The 23,611-nt window shown below is 33.0% G+C and carries 21 protein-coding genes, 2 tRNA genes and 1 riboswitch; of the genes, 13 read left to right on the top strand and 10 right to left on the bottom strand.

Annotated elements, in window-relative coordinates; translation table 11 throughout:
• Nucleotides 1-45 precede the first annotated feature (45 nt).
• Entirely contained in the window at nucleotides 46-1,062 is a 1,017-nt protein-coding gene (gene queG / locus H6622_11885; protein ID MCB9062210.1) for a tRNA epoxyqueuosine(34) reductase QueG, read from the top strand.
• Here the strand turns inward: queG and H6622_11880 are convergent.
• On the bottom strand, nucleotides 1,046-1,816 hold the full coding sequence (locus H6622_11880) for an alpha/beta fold hydrolase (GenBank protein ID MCB9062209.1): 771 nt from the start codon (nucleotides 1,814-1,816) through the stop codon (nucleotides 1,046-1,048). The two genes, queG and H6622_11880, sit on opposite strands and share 17 nt — an antisense overlap.
• A 100-nt stretch (nucleotides 1,817-1,916) precedes the next feature.
• On the opposite strand from H6622_11880, the gene H6622_11875 reads away from it, so the two are divergent.
• Together H6622_11875 and H6622_11870 are read left to right on the top strand one after the other, a co-directional pair.
• Nucleotides 1,917-1,992: transfer RNA gene (locus H6622_11875), tRNA-Phe, on the top strand.
• 241 nt (nucleotides 1,993-2,233) lie between these two features.
• Nucleotides 2,234-2,578 (top strand): DMT family protein, encoded by a 345-nt coding sequence (locus H6622_11870; GenBank protein MCB9062208.1) that lies wholly within the window; start codon nucleotides 2,234-2,236, stop codon nucleotides 2,576-2,578.
• A gap of 224 nt (nucleotides 2,579-2,802) precedes the next feature.
• Here H6622_11870 and pyk read toward each other — a convergent pair whose 3' ends face one another.
• The 5 genes from pyk to H6622_11845 form a co-directional block, all read right to left on the bottom strand.
• Nucleotides 2,803-4,482 carry a pyruvate kinase gene (pyk, locus tag H6622_11865; protein ID MCB9062207.1) on the bottom strand — a complete coding sequence of 560 codons (1,680 nt, stop codon included), beginning with the start codon at nucleotides 4,480-4,482 and terminating at the stop codon, nucleotides 2,803-2,805.
• Nucleotides 4,483-4,544: 62 nt separating this feature from the next.
• Nucleotides 4,545-6,476, bottom strand: a complete 1,932-nt coding sequence (locus H6622_11860; GenBank protein MCB9062206.1) for a hypothetical protein — start codon at nucleotides 6,474-6,476, stop codon at nucleotides 4,545-4,547.
• A 132-nt stretch (nucleotides 6,477-6,608) separates the two neighbouring features.
• The gene (locus H6622_11855; GenBank protein ID MCB9062205.1) at nucleotides 6,609-7,646 is read right to left on the bottom strand and encodes a DsbA family protein; all 1,038 of its coding nucleotides are present in this window, start codon (nucleotides 7,644-7,646) and stop codon (nucleotides 6,609-6,611) included.
• Between the two features lie 76 nt (nucleotides 7,647-7,722).
• Nucleotides 7,723-9,471 (bottom strand): ABC transporter ATP-binding protein, encoded by a 1,749-nt coding sequence (locus H6622_11850; protein MCB9062204.1) that lies wholly within the window; start codon nucleotides 9,469-9,471, stop codon nucleotides 7,723-7,725.
• Complete coding sequence (locus H6622_11845) at nucleotides 9,443-11,110, bottom strand: ABC transporter ATP-binding protein (GenBank protein ID MCB9062203.1); 1,668 nt, start codon at nucleotides 11,108-11,110, stop codon at nucleotides 9,443-9,445. Before H6622_11845 ends, H6622_11850 begins: the two co-directional genes overlap by 29 nt.
• Before the next feature lie 123 nt (nucleotides 11,111-11,233).
• On the opposite strand from H6622_11845, the gene H6622_11840 reads away from it, so the two are divergent.
• The 9 genes from H6622_11840 to H6622_11800 all read left to right on the top strand — a co-directional run bounded on the left by H6622_11840 (nucleotide 11,234) and on the right by H6622_11800 (nucleotide 17,294).
• Nucleotides 11,234-11,308 (top strand) — tRNA-Val (locus H6622_11840).
• Between the two features lie 90 nt (nucleotides 11,309-11,398).
• Nucleotides 11,399-11,797, top strand: a complete 399-nt coding sequence (locus H6622_11835) for a hypothetical protein (protein ID MCB9062202.1) — start codon at nucleotides 11,399-11,401, stop codon at nucleotides 11,795-11,797.
• Nucleotides 11,779-11,907, top strand: a riboswitch (cobalamin riboswitch). (Overlaps the previous gene by 19 nt.)
• Before the next feature lie 3 nt (nucleotides 11,908-11,910).
• Nucleotides 11,911-12,810: a hypothetical protein gene (locus H6622_11830; protein MCB9062201.1), complete on the top strand. Its 900-nt coding sequence runs from the start codon at nucleotides 11,911-11,913 to the stop codon at nucleotides 12,808-12,810.
• 236 nt (nucleotides 12,811-13,046) lie between these two features.
• Entirely contained in the window at nucleotides 13,047-13,616 is a 570-nt protein-coding gene (locus H6622_11825; GenBank protein MCB9062200.1) for a hypothetical protein, read from the top strand.
• Entirely contained in the window at nucleotides 13,613-13,816 is a 204-nt protein-coding gene (locus H6622_11820; GenBank protein ID MCB9062199.1) for a hypothetical protein, read from the top strand. The genes H6622_11825 and H6622_11820 overlap by 4 nt, the downstream gene beginning before the upstream one ends.
• Before the next feature lie 287 nt (nucleotides 13,817-14,103).
• Nucleotides 14,104-14,634: a hypothetical protein gene (locus H6622_11815; GenBank protein MCB9062198.1), complete on the top strand. Its 531-nt coding sequence runs from the start codon at nucleotides 14,104-14,106 to the stop codon at nucleotides 14,632-14,634.
• Between the two features lie 9 nt (nucleotides 14,635-14,643).
• Nucleotides 14,644-14,847, top strand: coding sequence for a hypothetical protein (locus H6622_11810; GenBank protein ID MCB9062197.1), 204 nt, complete (start codon nucleotides 14,644-14,646; stop codon nucleotides 14,845-14,847).
• Nucleotides 14,848-15,782: 935 nt separating this feature from the next.
• Complete coding sequence (locus H6622_11805; protein MCB9062196.1) at nucleotides 15,783-15,977, top strand: hypothetical protein; 195 nt, start codon at nucleotides 15,783-15,785, stop codon at nucleotides 15,975-15,977.
• A gap of 1,110 nt (nucleotides 15,978-17,087) precedes the next feature.
• Entirely contained in the window at nucleotides 17,088-17,294 is a 207-nt protein-coding gene (locus H6622_11800; GenBank protein ID MCB9062195.1) for a hypothetical protein, read from the top strand.
• Between the two features lie 1,810 nt (nucleotides 17,295-19,104).
• Here the strand turns inward: H6622_11800 and H6622_11795 are convergent.
• Entirely contained in the window at nucleotides 19,105-19,659 is a 555-nt protein-coding gene (locus tag H6622_11795) for a fasciclin domain-containing protein (GenBank protein MCB9062194.1), read from the bottom strand.
• Between the two features lie 89 nt (nucleotides 19,660-19,748).
• Nucleotides 19,749-20,219 carry a hypothetical protein gene (locus tag H6622_11790; protein MCB9062193.1) on the bottom strand — a complete coding sequence of 157 codons (471 nt, stop codon included), beginning with the start codon at nucleotides 20,217-20,219 and terminating at the stop codon, nucleotides 19,749-19,751.
• Nucleotides 20,220-20,274: 55 nt separating this feature from the next.
• On the opposite strand from H6622_11790, the gene H6622_11785 reads away from it, so the two are divergent.
• Nucleotides 20,275-21,885, top strand: a complete 1,611-nt coding sequence (locus H6622_11785) for a Na/Pi cotransporter family protein (GenBank protein ID MCB9062192.1) — start codon at nucleotides 20,275-20,277, stop codon at nucleotides 21,883-21,885.
• Here the strand turns inward: H6622_11785 and H6622_11780 are convergent.
• Together H6622_11780 and H6622_11775 are read right to left on the bottom strand one after the other, a co-directional pair.
• Nucleotides 21,856-22,392, bottom strand: a complete 537-nt coding sequence (locus tag H6622_11780) for a GNAT family N-acetyltransferase (GenBank protein MCB9062191.1) — start codon at nucleotides 22,390-22,392, stop codon at nucleotides 21,856-21,858. The genes H6622_11785 and H6622_11780 overlap by 30 nt on opposite strands.
• Nucleotides 22,382-23,605, bottom strand: a complete 1,224-nt coding sequence (locus H6622_11775) for an OsmC family protein (GenBank protein MCB9062190.1) — start codon at nucleotides 23,603-23,605, stop codon at nucleotides 22,382-22,384. The genes H6622_11780 and H6622_11775 overlap by 11 nt, the downstream gene beginning before the upstream one ends.
• Between the last annotated feature and the right edge of the window lie 6 nt (nucleotides 23,606-23,611).

The following is a 23,611-nucleotide window of genomic DNA, read 5'->3' as shown; positions in this document are numbered from 1 at the left end:
TTATATATACTTGAATTTTAAAATTAAAGGTTCTATCTATGCATAATGAACAAAGAGTTAATTGCACAAATTATACAACCTTATATTGAAACCAACGAATTCATATCAGATTGGGGAATTGCAAACAACCATATTCCAATATCTTATAATAGATTTGAAAATTGGATTAGTGAAAACAAGCATGGCCCATTAAAATATTTGAGTGATGAAAGAAAAGATAAACGTAAATCACTTAAGGAAATCTTTCCTGATGCCAAAAGCGTATTAATGTTTGCTTTCGATTATTCAATCGACAAGCATAAATTAAATAATTTTAATCATTCTAAAGATTCAAATGGTTTAAAAATTTCTTCATATACTCTAGGATTCAAAGGTCTAGATTACCATCAAATTGTGAAAAGTTATCTTACGGAAATAATGCAATTGTTATCAAAGTCAATCCGTGGACTTGAATGCAAGTTAACTTTAGATACATCACCTGTTCTTGAAAGAGATTTTGCATATCAGGCGGGGTTAGGTTGGTTTGGAAAAAATTCGATGTTAATTTCAAAAAAGAAAGGTAGTTTTCAAATTTTAGGTGGAATAATTCTTAATATCGAGATTGAAGTTGAACAAAAAAATGAACCTGATCATTGTGGGCAATGTACCAGATGCATCTGTGCTTGTCCCACTTTAGCGATTGATCCATTAACCAGGACTATCGATTCTTCTATTTGCATCAGTACTTTTACTATTGAAATTTTTAAAGATGTTGAACCTCCTCAGGGTTATAATCATTCTAATGGTGCATTTTTTGGATGTGATATTTGCCAAGAAGTATGTCCATGGAATAAACGTCTTCTAAGGAATGAAAATATTTCAGAAATGTATGATTTCAGTAATAGTAACGAAACAAAAAATATCCATAAATATCTTCTTACACCTGAAATTCCCAATGTCATTGACTGGTTGGAAAACATTAGTAATCGAGAATTTAGAAGAATTTTCAAAAATACCCCTCTTGAAAGAACGGGAAGAGTAGGAATTCTCAAAAATATCAAAGCTCTTAATTTAGATTCTTAATAACAGCTGACTTAATGTGTCCACTTGCAAGTTCAGGTTGGTGATGTGGAAGTTTACTTGGACGAAGAACCTGTATACTATTTCCTTGTTCTTGTAAGATCTTTGCAAACTTTTCTGTTCCATCTTCTGGGACAACTAAGTCATCTTGTCCTGTTATCAAAATTACTTTTTGATTAGAAAGATTAATATTTTCTTTTTCATTTTTTATCCAAGGAAAAACTAAATCAGGGTGAATTTGTGGAGAAACAAGTTGAGATCTAATATTCAAAGTACTTTTATAAAAAGAAGTATTAAAAATATGCGTATCCTTCTCTGGGGCACTTCCAAGTCCAACACAAATACTGTATTTGTTCATTGTCTCAAATTCTTCGAGTTGGAGTGCCTTTAGACTCAAAAGAGCGCCAAGTGAGTGCCCGCATAAAACAAGTTGAGTAATATTTGAATTTGATTGCTCAATAAAACGTTTGTAAGCAATATTAAAAAACTTGTGAACATGTTCAGTAAATTCACTAAAGTCTTCAACTTCGTTTGAACTGCCAAGATAATGACCTGGCAAATCAAATAGCACTGAAGAAATTCCTTCTTCTGCAAGTCTTGTTGGCCAGTTTAGAATAGACCCCTTATGAGATGTATAACCATGTGTCATTATTGCAAGAGTTTTTTTATGTTCAACTTCCTCTGAAGGGGAAAAAATGAAAGCGGAAGTTGTCCATGTGCGCAAATTGAGATCTATTTTTTTTAATTTAATTGTCATAGGTATGAGGATATATAATTTAATAAAAAAGTTACAGTTTTAATTTGACGTTTACTCTTTAAACCATTAATTTACATCTCACAAATCAAATAGAGTTTATGCCCTCTTAGCTCAGTCGGTAGAGCAAAGGACTGAAAATCCTTGTGTCCGTGGTTCGATTCCGCGAGAGGGCACCATCTTGAACAAACCTATAGTCCCACGAAATTATTTATGATCTTATCAATTTTAATATCGTTTTTAGGTTTAAAATTGTTAATTATCGGTGGAGAGCTAATTGTAAGAGTGTGCGTCAAACCTAGCTAGCTCTTTTGGTGTGTCTCAGGAAGGACACATATTGCATTAATTTCGGATCTATAGATAGTTATGTAACATATTTTAGAATAGCAGTCCGAATATTGTCCACCAAAAGGAAAAATCATGTTAAAACCAATTGGACTTTTACTTGTATCAAATATCTTTATGACAATGGCCTGGTATGGACATCTAAAAAATATGTCCACTAAACCTCTTTGGTTTGTCATTATAATAAGCTGGGGAATAGCTTTCTTTGAATATTGCTTTCAAGTCCCTGGTAACAAAATTGGACATCAATACTTCTCTCTTCCACAGCTTAAAGTCATTCAGGAAGTCATAACGATGACAGTTTTTGCAGTTTTTTGCCTAACTTATATGAAAGTACCTCTCAGTAAAAACTTTGCATATGCCTCAATCTGTTTAATTATGGCCGTTTTCTTTATCTTTAGAGATTTGCCAAAGTCTTAACTTTTTTACCCAATGAATAAGACAAGAAGTGCTTTTTTTAAAAAAAGTAAAATGTATAAGTCTATCAATTCGATCAATCCTTCCTTGTTTTTAAACCCATATACAAAAATATACCAAGAAACTATCAAAGGTGTGATTTTTGAATTGCCTTTATAGGCAACCATTACAGTATAAATGTAACCAATTTTAAAAATTATCTCAAACTAGAGAATTTAAAGATGTATTTAATCATTACTTGAAATCTCAATTGCTCCAGAAGGACAGACTCTAACACATTCCATGTCAAAAGTGCATTTTTCAACGTTCTCTTTCTTAATATATGTGTCTCTAGATTCATTGTCTTTTACTTGCCATATTTGGTGAGGGCAAATCTGTACACAGTTCTGACAAGAAGCACATACATTTGTGTCTAGCAGAATTCTTCCTTTGGAAAATTCAACCGATAAAATATCATCGTTTGATCCATATTCTTTATTTGCATCTTTAATAATTTCAACACGAACGGAATTAGAAGTCCCTCTAGAAAAAAATTGTCCATCTCCCCTCGTTATAACAAGCTTGTCACCATTTTTTAATTCTTGAAACTTCTTTACCCTTTCGATCACTTCATATTCTAATTCTGAATCATCTTCGTCATATTCATCTAATAAAAAAGGTGTCACTCCCCACATCAAGCACATTCTCCTCACAGTTTTAATCTCATTTGTCACACCTAAGACACTCGTTTTAGGTCGAAATCGTGAAAGTTTCAAACATGAATTTCCTGTTTGAGTAACTGCTAGAATTCTTTTAGCATTTGTTTTCTCTGCGATGAGGGATGCTGCGACCATTGTTGCAGAATTGACACTAGATAAGTCCATATTTCTCATATAGGGTCTTTCTTTAGGGACTCTTTCTGCCTCAATAATTATACTGCTCATCATTTTCACGGCCTCAACAGGATACTTGCCTGCAGCAGTTTCTCCCGAGAGCATCACTGCGTCTGTACCATCCCAAATTGCATTTGCAACATCAGAAGCTTCGGCCCGAGTAGGAGTAGGATTGTTAATCATTGACTCTAGCATTTGAGTAGCAGTAATTACTGGTACTCCTTTATCATTACATTTTCCAATGATCTTTTTTTGGACTTGTGGAACAAGATGATTTCCAAGTTCAACTCCCATGTCCCCCCTGGCAACCATAATCACATCTGCAACGTCGATAATCTCATCGATATTATCTATTGCTTGAGGTTTTTCAATCTTTGCAACAACTGGCACCCTTTGTTTTAGAGCATGGATAATACCTTTGACTTCTTGAATGCAAGAAGCGCGCCTTACAAAAGATAGAGCAACATAATCAACCATGTTTTCCAGTCCAAACATGAGATCTGAACGATCTTTTTGTGTGAAACTAGGAGCAGAAACATCTGCATCGGGTAAGTTTATTCCTTTATTGGATTTTAAAATTCCTCCAGTAATAATTTCTATTTTTAAAACTTCTCTATCTTTTTGAATTGCTTTAGCAATTATAAGTCCATCATCAAACAAAACTCGCATTCCAGATTCTGTATCATTGACTAATTTTTCATAATTTGTAGGAATAAAACAATTTTCATATTCAGGATAATTTTTCTTTAGCTTTGTTTCACCAATAACCCAAGTTTCTCCTTCTTTTAACGTGAGATTTTCGCTAAGTTTATCAACTCTAATTTTTGGACCTTGTAAATCGAGAAGAATTGCAACTTCCCAACCTGTTTTTTTAGAAGCTGATCTGATTGTTTGAATTAATTTTCGGTGGTCGTCATACGACCCATGACTCATATTGACCCTGGCAACATTCATTCCATTTCGGATAAGTTTCTCAATCATTTCAATAGAATTACTTGATGGACCCAAAGTGGCCACAATTTTTGCTCTTCTCATTTTACTACCTTTAATTTTCTTGTTTGTATTATAACAAATAACAAATTAATTGGTAAAAAGTATTATGAATATTTTTGCGATAATTTATCTTGAAGTTCATCATTGTAATCTTTAAGTTTTTGAAGTTTATCTTCATATTTTTGTTCAAGTCCTTCAAGTTCAAGATTATTTGTTTTTTCAATTCTACTCAATTCTTGATTAAACTGATTTTCCATAAGAGCTTTTTCACGTTCATTTTCTTTTTTAACTGTTTTTAATTGCTCTTCATACTTAAAGACTAGTTTATTAATTTGTCTTGCATTCTCTTTTTTTGTGTCAACAACCATCGTTTCATATTCTTTTCTCATTTTTTCTCGTTCATCCTCGTGAATTTTTTCTCTTTCTTTAGATTCTCGTGAATTTTCACGATCAATTTCAATTCGACGTTGTGCTTCGATTTGTTTAAATTCTTCTAGTTGTTTTTTTGTGTCATTAATCAATGTAGAAATTTTTTCTTCAAACTTCTCCCTCATTTGTTCACTTTCTTGACCTTGAGTACGTAACCTTTTTTCATAAGCATCAGTAGTTTTTTGAATTTTATCTGCAAAATTATCTTTTAGATCTTCAAGTTTATTGTATTCATCAACTTTGGCCTTCTCTACAAACTTCGTTTGCTCTGTTGCATACTCTTTTTGAATTTTTGATAAACGCTCCAAACTATCTTCGTTTAATTCATTTACAGTTTCTGCAAATTGACGGCGTGATTCATCTAGCTGCCTATCTACAAACTTATCTTTAGATTCCAATGTATCTGTCATATACTTACTTTGTGCATTTTGTTCTTTTCTAAAATCTTCAATTAACTTTTCTTTATCAATTCTAGATTTGCTTGTTTGTTCACTTAAAACTTTTGAGTTATCTATCGCAACATCGTCAGTTTGTTTCTGAAATTCTTTAGATTGTTGAAATGAACTCGATTTAAAAGAATTCTGCTGATCTACAAGTGCATCGTCTGCAGCAAATTTGATTTCTTGAATTTGATTTCTAAGAGCATCAATTTTTCCCTCATAGTTTTTCTTGGTTTCAATAGCTTCCCTTCTCCCTGAATCACCAAATCCACCCTCGTTTGTAATTGAATCAGTTTTTCTTTTGAGGGCAGATAGATCTGTTGTAAATTTCCTTTCAAGATCTTTAAATTTTATTTTATTCTCGGCATTGGATGCAATTTTTTCTTCGTGGTTCTTACGATTAATTTTATCAGTGAGATAATCATAATTTTCTGTAATTTCATCAACCCTTTGATCATTTCTATTCATTAGGCCTTTCACAATTGTTTCTTGATGCCCTTTTACATCTTCTAATTGTCGATCACGAACTCTTCTCAAATCATCTAGTTGATTTTGAAATTCTGCTTTCATTTTATTTTTTCCAGTACTTGAATCAGCTACCAAATCTTTCTTTTCAATTTGATATCGATCAATCAGGTCTCTTTTTTCTTTATTGGCAGTTACTTTTTGAGATAGAATCGACTCATCTGCATTTTTTTTTATTTCATCAATGCTGTCTTGTGTATTAACTTGTAAATGCTTAATACGATCTTTTTGGTTTTGTCTCATTGAATCAACTTGATCTTCGTGAGTTCGATCTACATCTCTTAAAGTCATATTGTACGAATCTTGGAGATTGCGAAACTTTCTATCAAAAGTATCTCGCATATCTCTTCTTTCTCTATCAAATTCTATTTTTTGATCTTCATTAACATTACTTAAAAATTCTTTTTGTTTTTTCAATGCTTCTGTTGATTTTTCTCTGAAACGATCAACTGATTCACCATAATCTTCTTCAAGATCATTTTTTGCATTTATAAAACTTTGAGCTTGTTTTTCCTTGGCAGCATTATGTCTGTTCTGTGTTGCCTTTAAGCTCTCATTATAGTCTTTACTAAGTTCATCTCGAGCTTCGTTGTAGTTTTCTCGAGCTTTTGATAATCTATAAGAATAGTCATTCACATCCATCTTTTACACCTTGAGAAGAAGGCAAAATGCCACACTTCTATCATAACGCAAGATGATGTAACAATCTGGTAGGAAAAAAAGGAAAAATCCCCCTCAATCAAGAGATCTTAGGGGGATAAATTCAACAATTGACTATAATTCCTGATCAATTAGCTCAGAAAAGACCTCAACAGGATGAGCTCCATTAATTAATTTACCATTAACGAAAAAGGTTGGTGTCGATTTCACACCTATATTTTTTCCCTCTTCCATATCCATCTGAACTTGTTTTTCATATTTTTTTGAACTTAAACAAGATTCAAACTTTGTCATATCAAGAGCTAATTTTTTAGCGCTTTCTTTCAAATCAGACTCTGAAAGTTTGGCCTGATCTGCAAACATTACATCATGCATTTTCCAAAAGTTTTTTGAATCTTGTTCATGAGCACATAATGCTGATTGTGCTGCGATAAGTGCATTATTATGAAAAGGTAATGGGAAATTTTTAAAAACTATTTTTACTTTATTTCCGTATTTTTTCTTAATTTCCGTCATTATTTCAGCACCTTTCTGACAAAATGGGCACTGAAAATCAGAGAATTCTACAATCGTGACCTTTGCATCTTTGTCTCCTAAAAAGGGTGCATTTCCTGCATCTACTTTAAAGATAGGTCTTTGAGGTTCATCTAGAAAAACTTCTATTCCAGCATCTCCCACTTTTTGTGCAACCCATTTTTCAACTGCTTCTTTTTTCTTTTCAAGTTCTAAAAAACTTTTAATTCTTTCTTTCATTTGCTCATTTAAATGAGTTGAGGGAATTTTTCTTTCTTTAACAAAATCATCGATATCAGATGGTTTTACACTAATTCCTTTAGCAATGAACTCATCCATAAATTGATCATTTGTCATATTTTTTCTTTGTGGATCATTCATCACTAGTTTTTCTAAAACTAGTGATTTCAGGCGATTCATTTTAATTTCAAAAACTTTCATTTCGGCCTCATAAATATCCGAACGAATATCTTTATAGAACTCTGCCTCATTTATTTGAAATGTTTTTGACTTGGCCACTAGTTTGTTTGTAGATGGCCCTTTGAATATATACTTTGTTTGTGAAACAACTTCCTTTGTACAAGAGAAAATCGCCATTATGGCCAATGGTAGGACAAGTAAAAACTTAGTCTTCTTCATAAAATGTACTCCTTAAAAACATGGACAAAATGTTAGTGGTTATTCTATTCATAAGAAAATGAAATGAAAACATCTATTAGTGAGTCAAATGTGATATAAATTGCTGATAAGTAGGATGAGTTTTGATCAAATTATCGTGCACCCCCTCTCCCACTTTACGTCCTTTTTCTAAAATGACTATTTTATTGGCCTGAATTATCGTCTCAAAACGATGGGCCACAATAATTGTTAAGCTTTGTTTCTGGACTAATAAAATAACTTTGCGAAGAGCTTCTTCTAAATTTGAATCAAGGGCAGAAGATATTTCATCAAATAACACAATCGGTCTTTTGAGAAAACATGCTCTCAAAGCACAAATGAGTTGTTTTTGCCCTAAAGAAAGTTCATTAGTATTTAGTTCTTTTTGCAAATATTCATTCCAAATTTTCACGTATGGTATCTGTTCACAGACAAAATCCCAAAATTTATAAAAATCTGGGTTATCATTATCGCTTAGAGTTAGATTAAAATACATTGGTTTTGTAAAGATATGAGAATCTTGAGAAACAATGCCCACGAGATATCGGTAGTTAATAATATCTTCAATTGTTTCTCCGGGAAAAGAGAGAACTTCTTTGTCGCTAGATATTTTAATCTCACCTTCTTTTGGTATAATATTTCCTGATAAAATATTAAGCACTGTTGACTTACCTGAACCAGAAAGTCCGACAAGGCCAATCAGTTCACCTTTTGAACCACTAAATTCAATATCATCAAGAGAAAACTCTGCACTATTTCCACTATAAGAGAAGTGTTTGATATTGATCTTAAGTTCTTTAAAATTGATATTCAGTTCTTTATGTTCAAGTGGAGAATGGGCCCCTTCATCTAGATGATCCTGAAATTCTGAAATTCTGTTAAACCCCGTTATTGCTCTTTGAATATTAGCAATTTTTGAAGCAATATCTTTTATCGGGCCTATGGACCTTTGAATAAGATCAATAATGGCAATAATAACGGCAGTCTCTGTGATTTTTGAGTAGGGAAAGATAAGAACAATAAGCACTAAAAATACCGGAAATAATGATTCAGCGAGTGAATAAAAAGAGGCGTCCCAAACATTGGCCATCAATTGTTTTTTAAGGAAGTCATCGAAATAAAAACTACCTTTTTTACTAGCGTATTTTTGATTGTCCATGTAATGAGCTTCACCTAGCCCACCAACAACATTGGCAACGGCCCGTGAAACTTTTCCTCTAGCGGCCCTAACTTTTTGAAAAATATCTCTCATATATTTTGAGCCAAAAATAAGACCAAAGGCCGCAAGTAATTCAATCACTCCTAAAAATATTCCAGAGGTAAAATTGAGTTTAATAAAACCAATCAATCCTGAAATAACAAAAAGAATATCAATAACTATACCAAAACTACCTGAAGTCACTAAATCTCTAAAAGATTCAGTATCAGAGATAATTCTTGCGATAACTTCTCCCATCGGAAACTTGTCATCTTTTTGCATACCACTCGTTTTAATTTCATAAGAAGTGATCCATTTTTCATAAAGTTTACTGCGAACAGAGGCAACTAATTCTCTGACGAAGTAGTTTATGATCAATTGATAGAGAACTCTATTCAAGTAGATTACGATTAATAAAAGTCCCAAGTTCTGTAAAGATTGATTAAACGAGCTCCCATTCGAATATGTTTCACCTAATTTTGCGATGAACCCTGGAACAAATAACCCTGTAATAATAGAGAGGACAAAAGAAATTAAAATTCCTGAAAAAACAAGCGATGAATTTTTAAATTGAATAAATTCAAACCATCTGTTTTTCGAAAAACTCATAACTAGGCCCATTTTTTATTGATAATAATTTCTCAACACTACCTTGTTCTAAAATTCCTACAGAATCATTTTCGTGACAAAGATAAATTAAATTATCTGCATGCTTAACCGTTGTGAGTCGATGCCCGCACATGATAACTGTTTTTCCTTGAAAAATATTAGACTCTTTTAATTTTAAAAATATACTTTTCTCTAGGATGACATCTACAGATGAAAACGGGTCGTCCCAAATGATGACTTGACTCGGTAGGATCAAACTCCTTATCAATGCTAATCTTTTTGACTGTCCTCCAGAAAGCCTCTTTCCATTCTCCCCTATTTCCATTTTCATCAATTCTGATAAATCCCGATTAATATAGGTTAGTTCAAAAAGTTCTAAGAGCCATTTTGCTTGTTTCAGTTGCTCATCTGTTGGTATATGCCCCAAAAATATATTGTCCGTAAGCCTATCATTATAGAGGTAGGGGGCCTGAGAGACGTAAGATGTTTGAACTCCTTCTTGTTTCAAACAAAGAGCGATTTGTTTGAGAATCTCAGATTTCCCACAACCAGTTTTGCCAATTAGGACACTTATTTTATTTTTAGGAATCACGACTTTCAAGGTTTTATCCCAAAAATTCAAATTAAACTCAAACTCAGTCTTCTTTTGAACATCAGAGTTGTTCATTTTTAATTTCTTTTCAAGATCACTTTGAGTTTCTAAAATAATAAGAAGTTCCCTAATTCTCTTCCAAGATGCTAGAGCACTCACTGTGACAACACCAATCCACGAGACAAACATAAGTGGTTCTAAAAATAAAAATGAAAAACCTGAAAAAGTTATTAAATGTGTTGTTCCTAAATCAAGATCTTTTATAATCATTGCTCCCCAAATCAGAGAAAGTCCTACTCCTAATGGAATAAGAGGCATCGAGATGGATATACTAATGCCGCCTTTAAATGAATTATATAGTTCTTTAAAACTATGAGTTCTAAAAATTTCAAGGAAAGCTTTTTCGGCCTGATAATTTTTGATAGTGGCCTTCCCCTTATATGACTCCATAATATGATTTTGAACTTCTGCGGCCATATCTTGAGATGCCTTAAAGTATTTTCTATTATTTGAAACTATGAGTGTAAAAATTAAAAATGTTATGAGCATAGGAGAAAGTGCAATCAAAAGTTTTGGAGAAAGGGACGATAGTTTAGGTATTAAGATTGCACAAGCGATTACAATATTACCAAATTGGAGAAGAGCAAATCCAACTAGGGTTCTAATTTGTTCAAAGTCGTTATAGACTGTTTGAAAAATCTGTCCATCTGAATAGTTTCTATAACGTTCAGGAATTGTCTCCTCTAGTTTTTCTAGTATTTCTACTCTAAGATTGCGTTGCATTACTCTGGCCGGATAGAAAAAAAGTAGTCTTGAACTTGTACGAAAAAGAATTATTCCAAGAGCAAGTAAAAGTAGCGCGATAAAGGGAAATTCATGACTCCCCTTTTCTATTAAGTCGGCTATTTCTTTGGCCATAAAAGGGAGATGACTTTGAATATAATGAGTGAGTATAAGTGTAATTAAAGCAAAAATATAGTAATGAGCATAATCTTTTAATTGCAATGCGATAAGTTTTAATAATGAGTGACCAAGTCTATGAGGCATAAATTGATTATAAAGGCCCAAACGAAACTCGGCAATCCTGTTTAAAAACAAAACTCATTTAAAACATTCACATTTACTTTCTGCTTTTCTTTTAGTAGTCTCTGTCACCATACGAATTCACTCGGTCGGTTAGCTCAGTGGGAGAGCACTTCGTTGACATCGAAGGGGTCACAAGTTCAATCCTTGTACCGACCACCATTTAAAAGCTGCGGCCCTCATTACGTTAAATTCTTTATAAACTTGATCTTGATATGATGACATTTAAGCTTGTTAGATGTAATTTCTTGCATGAATTTTTTTAGAAAATTGGTGGTTACTATTAAAAAATATCTCTATCGTGCAGTCTCTTCACTCTTGATTATCTATAATTCTAGAGAAGACAAACGAGCAACTCTTATTGAGTCACTAAATAAACTCAAAAATGGTCTAGCGAAGGAAAGCAAAGAAACGAAACAAATGCTTGAAATATATCGTAAATATACAATTGGTCAGGCCAGCGCTGAAGAGATGGATTTTGCAAATGAACAATTCAGAGATATAATCAAAAGTCTTGGTCTAGGCGTTTTTCTCTTTCTTCCTTTTGCACCGATTACAATTCCACTTATTGTAACTCTTGGCAAAAAATTAGGTATTAATGTATTACCTTCTGGCCTAAAAAACATGGACACAAAAGAAAAACCAGAATAGATTGCTGTGAATGTTTTAAACGGTGAAGAGCGGTGTAAATCCGCCACTGTCGCGCAACTGTAATCACCAATCGGTGTAAGTCAGACCCCGTCATTTAGTCTCGCGAGGTGGGCATGTTCAGAAAAATTTTCATTTTAATTCTCATTCCCCAATTGCTTTTTGCTTCCAGTCCCAAATGTGAATTTTTTTTAACAAAAATCAATTCGAATAAATTCAGTGAAAATGAAGTTAAAGAATTATTTAAACACTATAAACTCGATAAAAATACAAAAATCTACCTATGGATTTTGTCTAAAAAAGTAAATAAACTCTTAAATGATTTACAAAAATACAACGGTGATAAAAGTAGTGCTTTTGAGAGTTCTCTCCATGAAATTCATGAAACGAAACAGAGAATAATCGCCCTCATGTTTATAATCTTCATCATGGTACTTTCGGCCTATAGTGGCCAATATCTCTTGGATAATTTACCTGACAATTTGAAGTTTCTCTCTACAATAGTCACTCAGATTTCAATTTTTGGAGTTATCATATTTGGAGCACCAATATGGGAAAGATTGGCCCCTAAATATAGGCAACTTTCATTTGCTTTAGAAGGTCTACAAAATATTAAGAAAAAAGGCCCTTTATATGACCATTTAGGACGATCTTGGAATATAACTCAAAAAATTGAAACTACAAATGACCAAATTTCAAAAAATATATTCTACCAATACAGAAAAGTTTTAAAAGATAATCTACAAAGTATGAGTATTGCTATAAATGATAATCAAATGGACAAAGCTTTAAACCTTCTTTCTGAGGCCATTGTTTTATTAATTGAAGATTTTTTGGCAATACCTAAACTCCACCTGAGGCTCAAACAAACTGTCCACCCCTATTTACATTACTTAACCCAAGAACAAAAAAATTATTTTATCAACCATCTTGAAAAATCCCTTCAATACTACGCTCATGATCAAGAAACTGTTGAAAGTGCATTACAAATTTATAAATTCTGGACACAAAAATAAGAATTTTCACCAATTAATGCCCCTCTCAACACAAACGCACCACAATAAAAAAGAAGCAAGCTTAGGGAGATTTTTGAGAAAATAAGCTTTTAGAGTCATCTAAGTTACTTACATGGTGATATTTACAATCACTTAATTCTACTCTATATCCTTAACTTTTTACGTGTTATAGCAACACTCGTCGAATTATTTTTTATTTATTGAATGTAAAGATATAAGTTGAATAAAGGTCCACAATGCTAAAAGTTCTTAACTTTCGTGATATAGAGGTTTTAAAAAACGAGTGTAATCGAATTTCAAATTGGACAGATGGTGGACGATGGATGGGAACAGGCAAAGAACCTAGGTGTTCTATCTCAAACAACGTAGGTGTCACGCATGAGTATTTGCTAGAATTTCATACAGATGAAGCTGTTTTAAAATGGAATAAATTATTGGATGATAATATTAGGTTTGCAGGACATGCAATAACTGTTCTAATTAGTGCTTTAACTTCATTTTATAATCCCAAAATTGCCGCCGTCATTGCAATAGCAATTGGTAAAGATGAGTTGCAAGCCGCTGTTAAAGTTCCAAAAGTGCTAAAAGGTTGGGAATTAAAGATAAGAATATTTAGAAAATATTTACATGATGTTGTAGGAAATTCTCAATACACTGAAAAAGTAATTATAGAAATTGTAAATATATCAGGAGTCACTCAATTTTTTGCGACTCATAATAATAAATATAATTTGAATGAATTAAATAATGAACTTTTTCTAAATTTAGCTTCAGGCAGCAGTTTTAAAAAGAGATTCTCCTTGTGAAAACTAAGGGTACTGTTCTTTGGGGTGGAGTCTTTATATTAATCTATATTTTTGGTTATCGTTCATATTATGAATATAGGTTTGAAAAAACATTATCACTTGAAGATTTTATCTATAACAATTTAATCCCTGTTTTTATTGTGTATATTGTATCAATCTTTGCATCTATTCGGGCAGAAAGAAAAAATAAAAACAAATAGTCTAACAAAAATTAAGTATTTTGGAAAAATCATACACTTCCTATTTTTTAAAAAAATATAACATGTAAACTTGTCTGTTTTTCAAAACTGCTAGACTCACTTTCTTCGAAATAAAAATGTATCTCAACTTAAGCTCCCCTGTTTTTAAACTTATTTTCTAAGCATTTGTTAGGATTAAATCAAATTTACAAAATAAAAAATATATGTTTATTTGCATTTATTTCTTGCAATTTTATCTAGCGTACATTTCAATACATTCAATAAATCAACTCTCATCAGGATATTTTATGAAGCACCTACTCTTTTTAACATTTTTCTGCAGTAATTTACTATTTGCAAATGAACTATCTTTAGATGATCTAAAGTTCGATGAATCTAAAGTCAAAATTGATCCCGTTATGTCAGCGAAAGTAACACAGAGAAAATCGATGCTTAAAACACATCAAATTTTGGCCCTAAGTTCTCTTGCTGTCTTAACCGGCACAATTTTATCAGGTGAAGAGGGCAAATCAACTGATTTTCACAAATGGTCAGGAATAGCGGGTGGAGCGCTTTATTATACAGCAGCTGGTTTTGCACTGGCCGCTCCCGAACTAGATGGTGAAAGAGAAGAAAGCTGGAATATGAAATGGCACAAAAGACTTGCTTGGATTCACGGGCCAGCAATGCTACTTGCTCCAGTCTTAGGATACTTAGCAAACGAGAAATATAAAAAGGGTGAAAAAGTCGAAGGAATATTAAAGGCACATAGTGTAATTGCTGGAACGGCCTATTTTTCACTACTTGCAGCTGCTACTACCATGACATTTGAATTCTAAGGAGAAACGATGAAGAATTTGTTTTTTATTTTTGTGATTGTTTTTTCTTACTCAGCTCTTGCTGGACTAAATGGGAATTATTCCCTCAAAAGTTCAAAAATTTCATATCATATGAAATATCTTCTTAAAAAAATTGAAGGAACAAGTTCAGAATCTAAAGGACTTGCAAAATGTGAAAGTAATTCATGTCAATTTATCGTGGCATTTAGTTAAAAACTTTTCAGTCAAAGATGATAAGAGGGATCTTAATAGCGAATATTTGAAGGCGCTAAAAATCCATGGTACAAGTAAATTTGAGCTTCCTTCAAACGCAAATGGTGAAGTACCTGTTGACTTAAAGTTCAATCGCCATTGAAACATACTTACAAAGGTATCTCCTTTAAAATAACTCGAAACGGAAAATGGATTTAAATCAGTTGGAAAAAATTCCTTTTATGCTCTCCACAGCATGACATTGAAGCGCCAAACCTTTTTAATGGTTAGCCGTTGATGACCTCTCTCCAATCGATGTGGACCTGAACTGGTCAAACAATAATAACGCCTGCTGCGCTTTCTGTGATCTTTTTAATTTAAAAGACTAGAAAGAACCTCTGAATTATTTAAGGCCGTCAATGAAAACTATTTCTATCCAGTCCTCCAGAACAATTAGCTTCTGAACTTAAAGAGGGTTGTGTAGAGATTATACCTGAGGATCTTTTTTTTAGAAGAAACTAAAAATCATATGAAACTCAGACCCTCAAAATTAAATTTGGGCAGACCCCTCACGCCTGATATCCACATAGGACCTGCCGTGGTCATAAATAAACTGAAAGTATAGTTTCAAGATTTCGGGCATGAGGCCTGATTTTTTAATTTGGAGTTTTACCACAGAATTGGGACCCTACCGGAAGAGTAAAACTCGCGCGCCCTCAACTCACGAAGGAAGAGGTAATTGAAACGCAAGAAACCTATAAAGCACAGGTTGCAAAATCTTGGACCCCTCTCTAAAACTAAAATTTGTCTTCAATGGAGATTGGCTCGATGAAAGCTCTCCAGTGTTGAGATGATTAGACTTATGTCTAATATAACTATTCAAACCATGATCAGAAGAGATGATTTTCAAAGCGAATTAAAAGTGAAACTCTATCATATTCTGAATTTATCCTATCATGCAAGGATATGATTCGGTTGTCTTAGAAAGTGATGTTGAGTTAGGAGGAACGGACCAAACACTTAATTTACTCATGGGACGTGATTTACAAAGGGCAGCTGGACTTAAGAACAGCAACAATCATACGATGCCCATACTCGAAGGACTTGATGGTGTCCAAAAATGTCAAGTCTTGGTAACTATATTGGTATAGATGAGTCTGCTGAGAACATGTTTGGAAAAAATTGTTATAGAATTTCAGACGACTTGATGATTCCGCTACTATAATTTATTAAGTCGCAAACCACTAAAAGGAAGTTGAAAAGAAGGTTTTCTGAAGATTAAAGAAGGAAAAATCCATCCTATGGAAGCTAAAAAGCAACTCGCCGTTGAAATTGTTTCTCATTACTACCTATAGAGATGGCGATGGTGAACTTGATTTGAAGACCGCTTCTCCAAAGGAAAAACTCCTGAAAATTTACCTGAAATCAAAGTACTAAAGGAGAAGAAATTTCCCTTATAAAACTTTTAAAATGTAGGCTTTACTGACAAAACTCAGATGTAGACGACTTCTCCAAGCAAAATGCGCTAAGAAAATCGATGGGCAAGTACAAGGAAGAAAAGTTTACCCTTCCCAAAGAGCATCTTGTAAAAAGGCGGAAAACTTAGAATGTTAAAGATTCTCCTTAGTAACCTTGTATAAATAAGAAAAAAAACAACATTTATTGGCGTTTTTGAAACATCAACAATCCTTTGCGCAAATTCAACGGTTGCTTTCCTTTTTGAAAACTTGTGTTAAAAATGTCATCATCATGAATAAGAAAAGAGTTCATTTCTATTGGAATGACCAAAAAATCTATTTATTTCTACTCATTTGCAACTCTGTCCTTCTTGAGTTGTAATGGCTCCTCAAATACATCCTTTGATGCTCCTGAGATTATAGATAATTCAAATGTTAACTCTAACTTTTAACTGGATCAAGTGGAAGTAATAGTGGTTCGGGTGGTAGCAGTGGTAGTGATGCAACTTACTTTTTCAGGAATATCTTCTTATTCATTAGTTACAGACCGCTCAGCCGAGAATCAATTGAACATTCTCTGGAGCAGCAATTTACCATGTTTTTCGTGTCTGGAGGGACAACGAGAGTTTAATCGCAGCTGTTAATGCACCTACAACATATCTTGATGTTTCATCACTAAGTGCAAAACCTCATACACCTATAGGGTGAGAGTCACATGAACAATGATGGAGATTTTGATGGAAATACAAATGACCAAACTCTTACTACAAATTCATCACAGATTCACCTTCAACAACAATAGCGATGCAATCACCATCGTCCAGCTCTGGAACTGACCCACTTCTCCAACTATTAGGGTTTCAAATATTAATAACGGAGTCGATCAAATTATACAAAGATAATTCTTGTACACAGCTTATTGGGTCTGCAACAGCAAGTGACACATACGTAGATGTGCAAGCTTCTCTCGTCTCTACTGGTACTTATTCAATTTATACAACCAAGTACTAATAATCCGAGCAGGAGGTGGTCAGCTTCTCTAAACAAAGTAGATTACTTGAGGTTTTGGCACTCTTGTCCAACAGGCTATGTTGCAGTCCCGGCGAACCTACAGTGGGTACAAGTTCTGATTTCTGTGTCATGGCATATGAAGCAAAAATGATGGGTCAAATAATCCCATATCGCGAGGCAAGACTCAGCCCCATGGGCCGGTATCACATGTAATAAATGCTAAAAGTGAGTTGCTTAAGTTCAGAAATTCTCTCAATAGGTCACTGATAAATACGACCTGATATCGAATGCAGAATGGATGACATTGCGAAACATTGAAAATGTTGATGCTAATTGGACAAAGTGGATCAGTTGGAATTGACGGCTACCTCAACGAGGAATTTTATATGTTTCTGGAACAAGTACCAGGAGTAACGAGGGAATAAATGTCTATGGTACTTCTCGCTCAAGTGATGCGAAACATGTTCTTAGTAATGGTTCTGAAATTTGGGATTTAGGTGGGAATGTCAACGAATGGGTTGACTATGCAAAAGGTGGCACAGCTCAACCCCATTTCCCGACTTGTACACCAATAGTTGAACAATAACAACTGCTTCATTTTCCTCATGCGAATGATGTTGAATATAATACATGAAGAACGGAACCTACACGTCTGCCATATACTGGTATGCTTTTCTTGAGCAACACACAAGGATATGGGGCAAGAGGAATTTTTTACATCAATCAATCTACTACCAAATCTTATGGAATATTCACTTTGATCACTTCTTTATTCATCAACTGCTACTGGTGCTCATAGAGGGGTTTAGATAATGACATATAATTTTAATGCAACTTTCACTTAGCAACACTTTATTAAGATTATTCATTAGAATTAAAGTTTGATACACTTTTTCTCGTAAATCATTTAGGACAGTTGTATGAAATGAAATATTTCTCATCATTTATAAATCTTTTTCAAGTCATCTTTACTCAGGAAACCAATCCCGAATTTATTCATTTGAGCTTTAGACCATAATAGGAAAAAGCTCTCCTCAATCTTTTTAGCGTAGTCTTAATTACAAATATTGCCGCAAATGTGAGTTATCTCCATCAGTTCAAGATGAAAGTCTAGAAAATTATATTCAAAACTACTGAAACAAAGGTTTTAATGATCCTTAGGTATTCCTTCCAGACCAGTTTTGGTGGGCAAACGCCAGAAACTAATATGAAGGTGTGGCAAAATTTTGCAGGTTAAAGTATGGAGTTGAATTCCTATTACAGAAAAAATGAGAGTGATCAGGGAAAAAGAAAAATTAGAAATATTCAAATTCCTTAAAACACTAAATCAAAAATACTGATATCAGTTGGAATTTTGAAAAAGTTTTTATTCGACAAAAGCCCAAATTTTGTTTCTCACTTTACTTCAGTGAAAAACCACTTGATGGTTGACTAGAAAAAGAAATTTCAAACTATGATTAAAAAGATATTATTCTTTTTTGGCGGTCAGATATTTTGGAAATTCTCTACCTCTCATATCCAAGGAGTATTCAAGATACTCTTCGAATTTCTTTTATTACCATAGGAGATCGAAGAACCCTTAAATACTTTCTTGAATATTCGCCAATCAGAACATTTTGATATCCTATCTATTTTAATATCAGATAATCTCCATGAAAATCAGAGCTGCTTTAAAAATAATTTCAGCTTCTTTAAGTTTTTGAATTATCCTCCAACTTTTAACTTTTGCTAATCCATTGGCACATTGAGATCACCATCTTCATTCAAACGTAATTTGATACACTGATTCAGCTTCCAAACTTTTTATAAACTACTTTTGAAGAAACGCAACCTTCACGAAAAATTGATCAATTGGCGATTTCAAACAAGTGCCTAAATATTTGTTGAGATCAATATTCGGTTCTGTTTGTGGATTATAGCTAACTTGATTTTGATAATTTAAAATTTTGTCGATGGCCACAACGGTAGGGCCCTTTCTTTGAACATCAACACTTAAAACAAAAGAATCGTTTATGAGAATATCAGAATTCTTGTTTGAAACTTTGATTAATTTATTACTTTTTGATTTTAGTGCCTTAGAATTTTTTAGTCTATTAAAGCTGAGAGAATGCTCAATAATATGGTAGTCAACAAAAGCAATCAATTCATCTTTGTTATTTATTAGTTCATTGATTTGTTCAGTGGAAAGTTCTTTGAATGCCTGATTTGTGGGAGCAAGCAGGGATATGGCCCGACTACCTATAACAGACTGAAGTCTATTGGCCTCTTTAAGAAGTTGTTTGAACATTGTAAATGAAGGAGCATCCAACTCATTTGCAAAAACTGAAAATGATAGAATAAAAAAAGTAAAAACAAGTCGTTGCATATTCTTCTCTCCCTTCCACAGCAAAGTTATGCACTATATTAACAGTAAAAATTCATTTTGCCTACATTGTCTAGAATTTGTACTGAAATCTATTCGATTTTTCTGATAATGTATTCTCTAACGTCATTATTGTGTTCAACTTCAAAACTATCTTTTTCAGCTAATCCAACAGATTGTGCCCCTATGGGAGAGAATACTGATATCACAACGACAGGATGGCCATCTATTGTTAAAATAGTTCCACCACTGGTGGGAGAATAGTAATACCATTTTTGAATCTTATTGATTTCAAGTAAGACAAGGGAGCCAATGGCCACAGAGTGACAAAGATCTGTCGTAATATCTTGAATCAATTGAATATCTTGTTCAATTTCTTCAATTCTTTTTCTTTGTCCATCAGCTAAATAGCCCGCTTCAATAGAACGAGTGTCATATTTACTTTCTTGTGCCAAATCATCAGATTTCAAAAAATCTTGGGTTGTATTTAGAGATTCTTTCGCCTTGGATAAATCCAATTGAAATTTACTTAAGAGTTGATCTTTTATTCTTTGTTTATCCATATCTAAATCTAACAAAAAGTTGTTCTAAGTGTGAAAAAAATGCCATAATAAACACATGCCGTCAAATGTTCACTACTCACTATTTTTTCTTGGCCTTGGTCTATTTCTTTATGGAATGAATACTTTTGAAAAAGGGTTAAAATCAATTTCCGGGGAAAGATTTCGTAAATTTTTAAGAAACAATGTTAATAATAAATACAAATCAATCGCAAGTGGTGCCATTGCAACTGCTTTTTTACAAAGTAGTTCGCTTGTTTCTTTGTTAGTTTTGTCTTTTGTAGGAACAAATCTCATTAATCTAACAGAGGGTATTGGAATGGTTTTAGGTGCAAATCTAGGGACCACGATTACAGGTTGGATTCTAACGGTCTTCGGTTTTAAATTAAAGATTAAAGAGATTAGTTATATTATCATAGGAACTTGTTCGTTACTTCTTATCTTAAATAAGAAGTCAAAAATTGTAGAAAACTATGCGACAGCTTTTTTAGGATTTGGACTCCTTTTTAGTGGGCTAGATTTTATGAAATCTTCCATCGTTAACGTAGCGCAAAGTTTTGATATCTCAAGTTTTGCTCACCTAGGGACGGTAAGCTTTCTTTTTATAGGACTCATTTTAACGGCAATCATTCAATCAAGTTCGGCCTCAATGGCCATAATATTATCTGGTTTAAGCGTTCAGATCATTGATTTTCACCAAGCGGCCGCAATGGTTATAGGTTCTGATCTAGGTACAACTACAACCGTTTTTTTTGGCACGATTGGGCAAGGAACTAATAAAAAACGAGTCGCGTTTGCACATTTCTTTTTTAACCTCGTTGTGGATACAATCGCTTTCATTTGCCTTCCCCTTTTGATTTATCTTGGACAAGTTATATTTTCATCTTCGCATGAGTTATTTCAACTTGTCTTTTTGCATTCATTTTTTAACTTTGCAGGAATTTTACTATTTATTCCTATTTTGGAAATTTTTTCCCAAAAACTTATAAAATCATTTCCAGACAAAAAGGTTGAGATGTCATATGAATTTATGCCAAAAGAATCTTTGTTAAAACTTCCTGTGGGTGAGGCAATTGTCATTTTATCGAAAGATTATGATTTTTTGAGGATTTCAATAGTTGAACTTTTTTATAAGTCTATAGCTCTCAATAACAATGATTCATCTTTCTTTTTAGAAAATTTGGGAGATCATAGATTTATACATCACTATCAGTCCCTAAAATCACTTCATGGAAATATCATTCAAAGAGTCGTTTCTCTTGAGCAACTTGAATTAAATGAAAAGCAATCCTTGATCATTAAAAGTCTTCTTTCAAATTGTCAGCACTTATTACATGCACTAAAATCCTACAAGGATATATTTGAAGATTTGTATATTGAATATGAAGATTCCCAAGTTATTAGTATATTAACTAATTTGAAAAATGAATTTGTTAATTTTCTCAACGGTTTATCAAAAGATTTTTGTGAGGGAATTCAATTTAATGACGAACAAATTCAAAAGCATGAATCCATTCTAAAATCTCAGTATGAAACTTTACATTTTCAAATATTAAAAGAATCAAATAAACAAATAATTAGTGCAAAAAATATCACTTCAATATTATCCTTATCGAGAGAGATTTATTCAGTGGAAAAATCATATTTGAAGGGACTTGAAGAGAGCTAACTCTATATGGTTTTGGATAAGTCCATCAATTTCAACTTTTACTTCTTTGTCAGTTTCTTTAAATCCAAGTCTTTTTAATAAAGATAAACTCTTATGGTTTCGCTTTAAACAGTTTCCAAAGATTTTATCAATATCATATCCATCATTAAATATTTTATCTATTAAATAGGATAGTGCTTCAAGCATATACCCGTTTCCCTGAAAATTCTCGCCTAATTTATAACCGACTCTGAATGAGCTCTTGGCCTGTGTGGTCTGAATAAAATTGACGATTCCTAGAAATTGTTCATTTTCTTTAAGATAAAGTAAAACTCTCAAACAAAATTTTTTGTGATTGCAATTTTGCATTTTGGAAATGTTTTCTCTCCAATATAATTCTTTAAAAAAATAAAGTGGTCTTTTTGGTTCCCACTGTTTTAAAAAATCTGAGTTCTCTTTATAAAATGAAATTATATCTGCGATATGTTTTTCTTCGGGATATATAATTTTTAATCTTTCAGTTTCCATTGGGTAGAATCAACTCTTCAGAAATTTTTATTTCACTAAGCAAAGTCCTGTTGACTGGACATTTATGAGCAATATTGAAAATCTTAATTCTTTGATCTTCTGTTAAATCTCCTTTTAGGGTTATTTTTTTATGAATAATATCTAATTTTTGTTCTCCTTGATCACAGCTTTCACAATCTGAAACATAGTCTTTTCGGTGTGAAAGTTGAACTTCAATTCCCTCTAACGGAATTTTTTTATGATCAGCATACATTCGTAAAGTCATTGAAGTACAAGCACCCAAAGCTGAAAGCAAGAGTTGATAGGGATTCATCCCCAAATCCTCCCCTTTTATATCTAAAGGCTCATCTGCGACCAGAGAATGTTTGCCAGAATAAATGTCCTGAGTGAATTTATGTTTATCCCTTGAAATTGTCACAACATCATGGTGATGGGAAAAATCTTTCTCTTCTTGGGTATTAAAGCGACTGGACCATGCTGAAATCATCTCCGCGATATACTCTGCATCTTTGTAGTTAGAGACCAAATGGTCTGCCTTATCAAGAGAAACAAAACTTTTGGGATGATTAAGTGAGCTATATATTTTTTCAGCATTATCAATGTTCACTATATGATCTACAGGAGAATGCATAATAAGAGAAGAATAGTTTGTTTTATTTAAATCCTTTAATAAATTATTGTCTCTTAAATCTTTGATAAACTGATTTTTAATTGTCATAATCCTTCCAGAGAGATTTACTTGTGTTAGCCCATCTTTTTCAATCGCCTCGAGTTCATCTTTTGAAAGATGTTTTAAGAAATGATCCATAGAACTAGGAGCCCCAATGGTAACAACGCCCTTAATTTCTGTTAATTTTTTTGAGGCCATGAGAACTGCGGCCCCGCCTAAACTATGTCCAATCAAAAGTTCTGGTTTATTAATTTTCTCACTAACCGCTTCATAGGCCTTTATAAGATCATCCACATTTGAAGAAAAATTAGAATTTGAAAAATCACCTTCGCTATTTCCAATTCCTGTAAAATCAAATCTCAAAACATAAAATCCTCTTTTGGCCAGGTTTCTGGAAATTCTTGCAGCTGCAAGTTGCTGTTTAGAACATGTAAAACAATGTGCAAAAAGGGCCACTCTTTTTGATGGAGTATTTGGAGTTTCTAGCAATCCACTTAAAATTTCACCGCTAGTATTTTTAAAATCAAACTTTTGTGATTTCATACTTAT

Source organism: Halobacteriovoraceae bacterium, assembly GCA_020635115.1.
GTDB lineage: Bacteria > Bdellovibrionota > Bacteriovoracia > Bacteriovoracales > Bacteriovoracaceae > JACKAK01.
The sequence above is the reverse complement of the archived record's forward strand: the minus strand, read 5'-3'. Positions and strand labels throughout refer to the sequence as shown.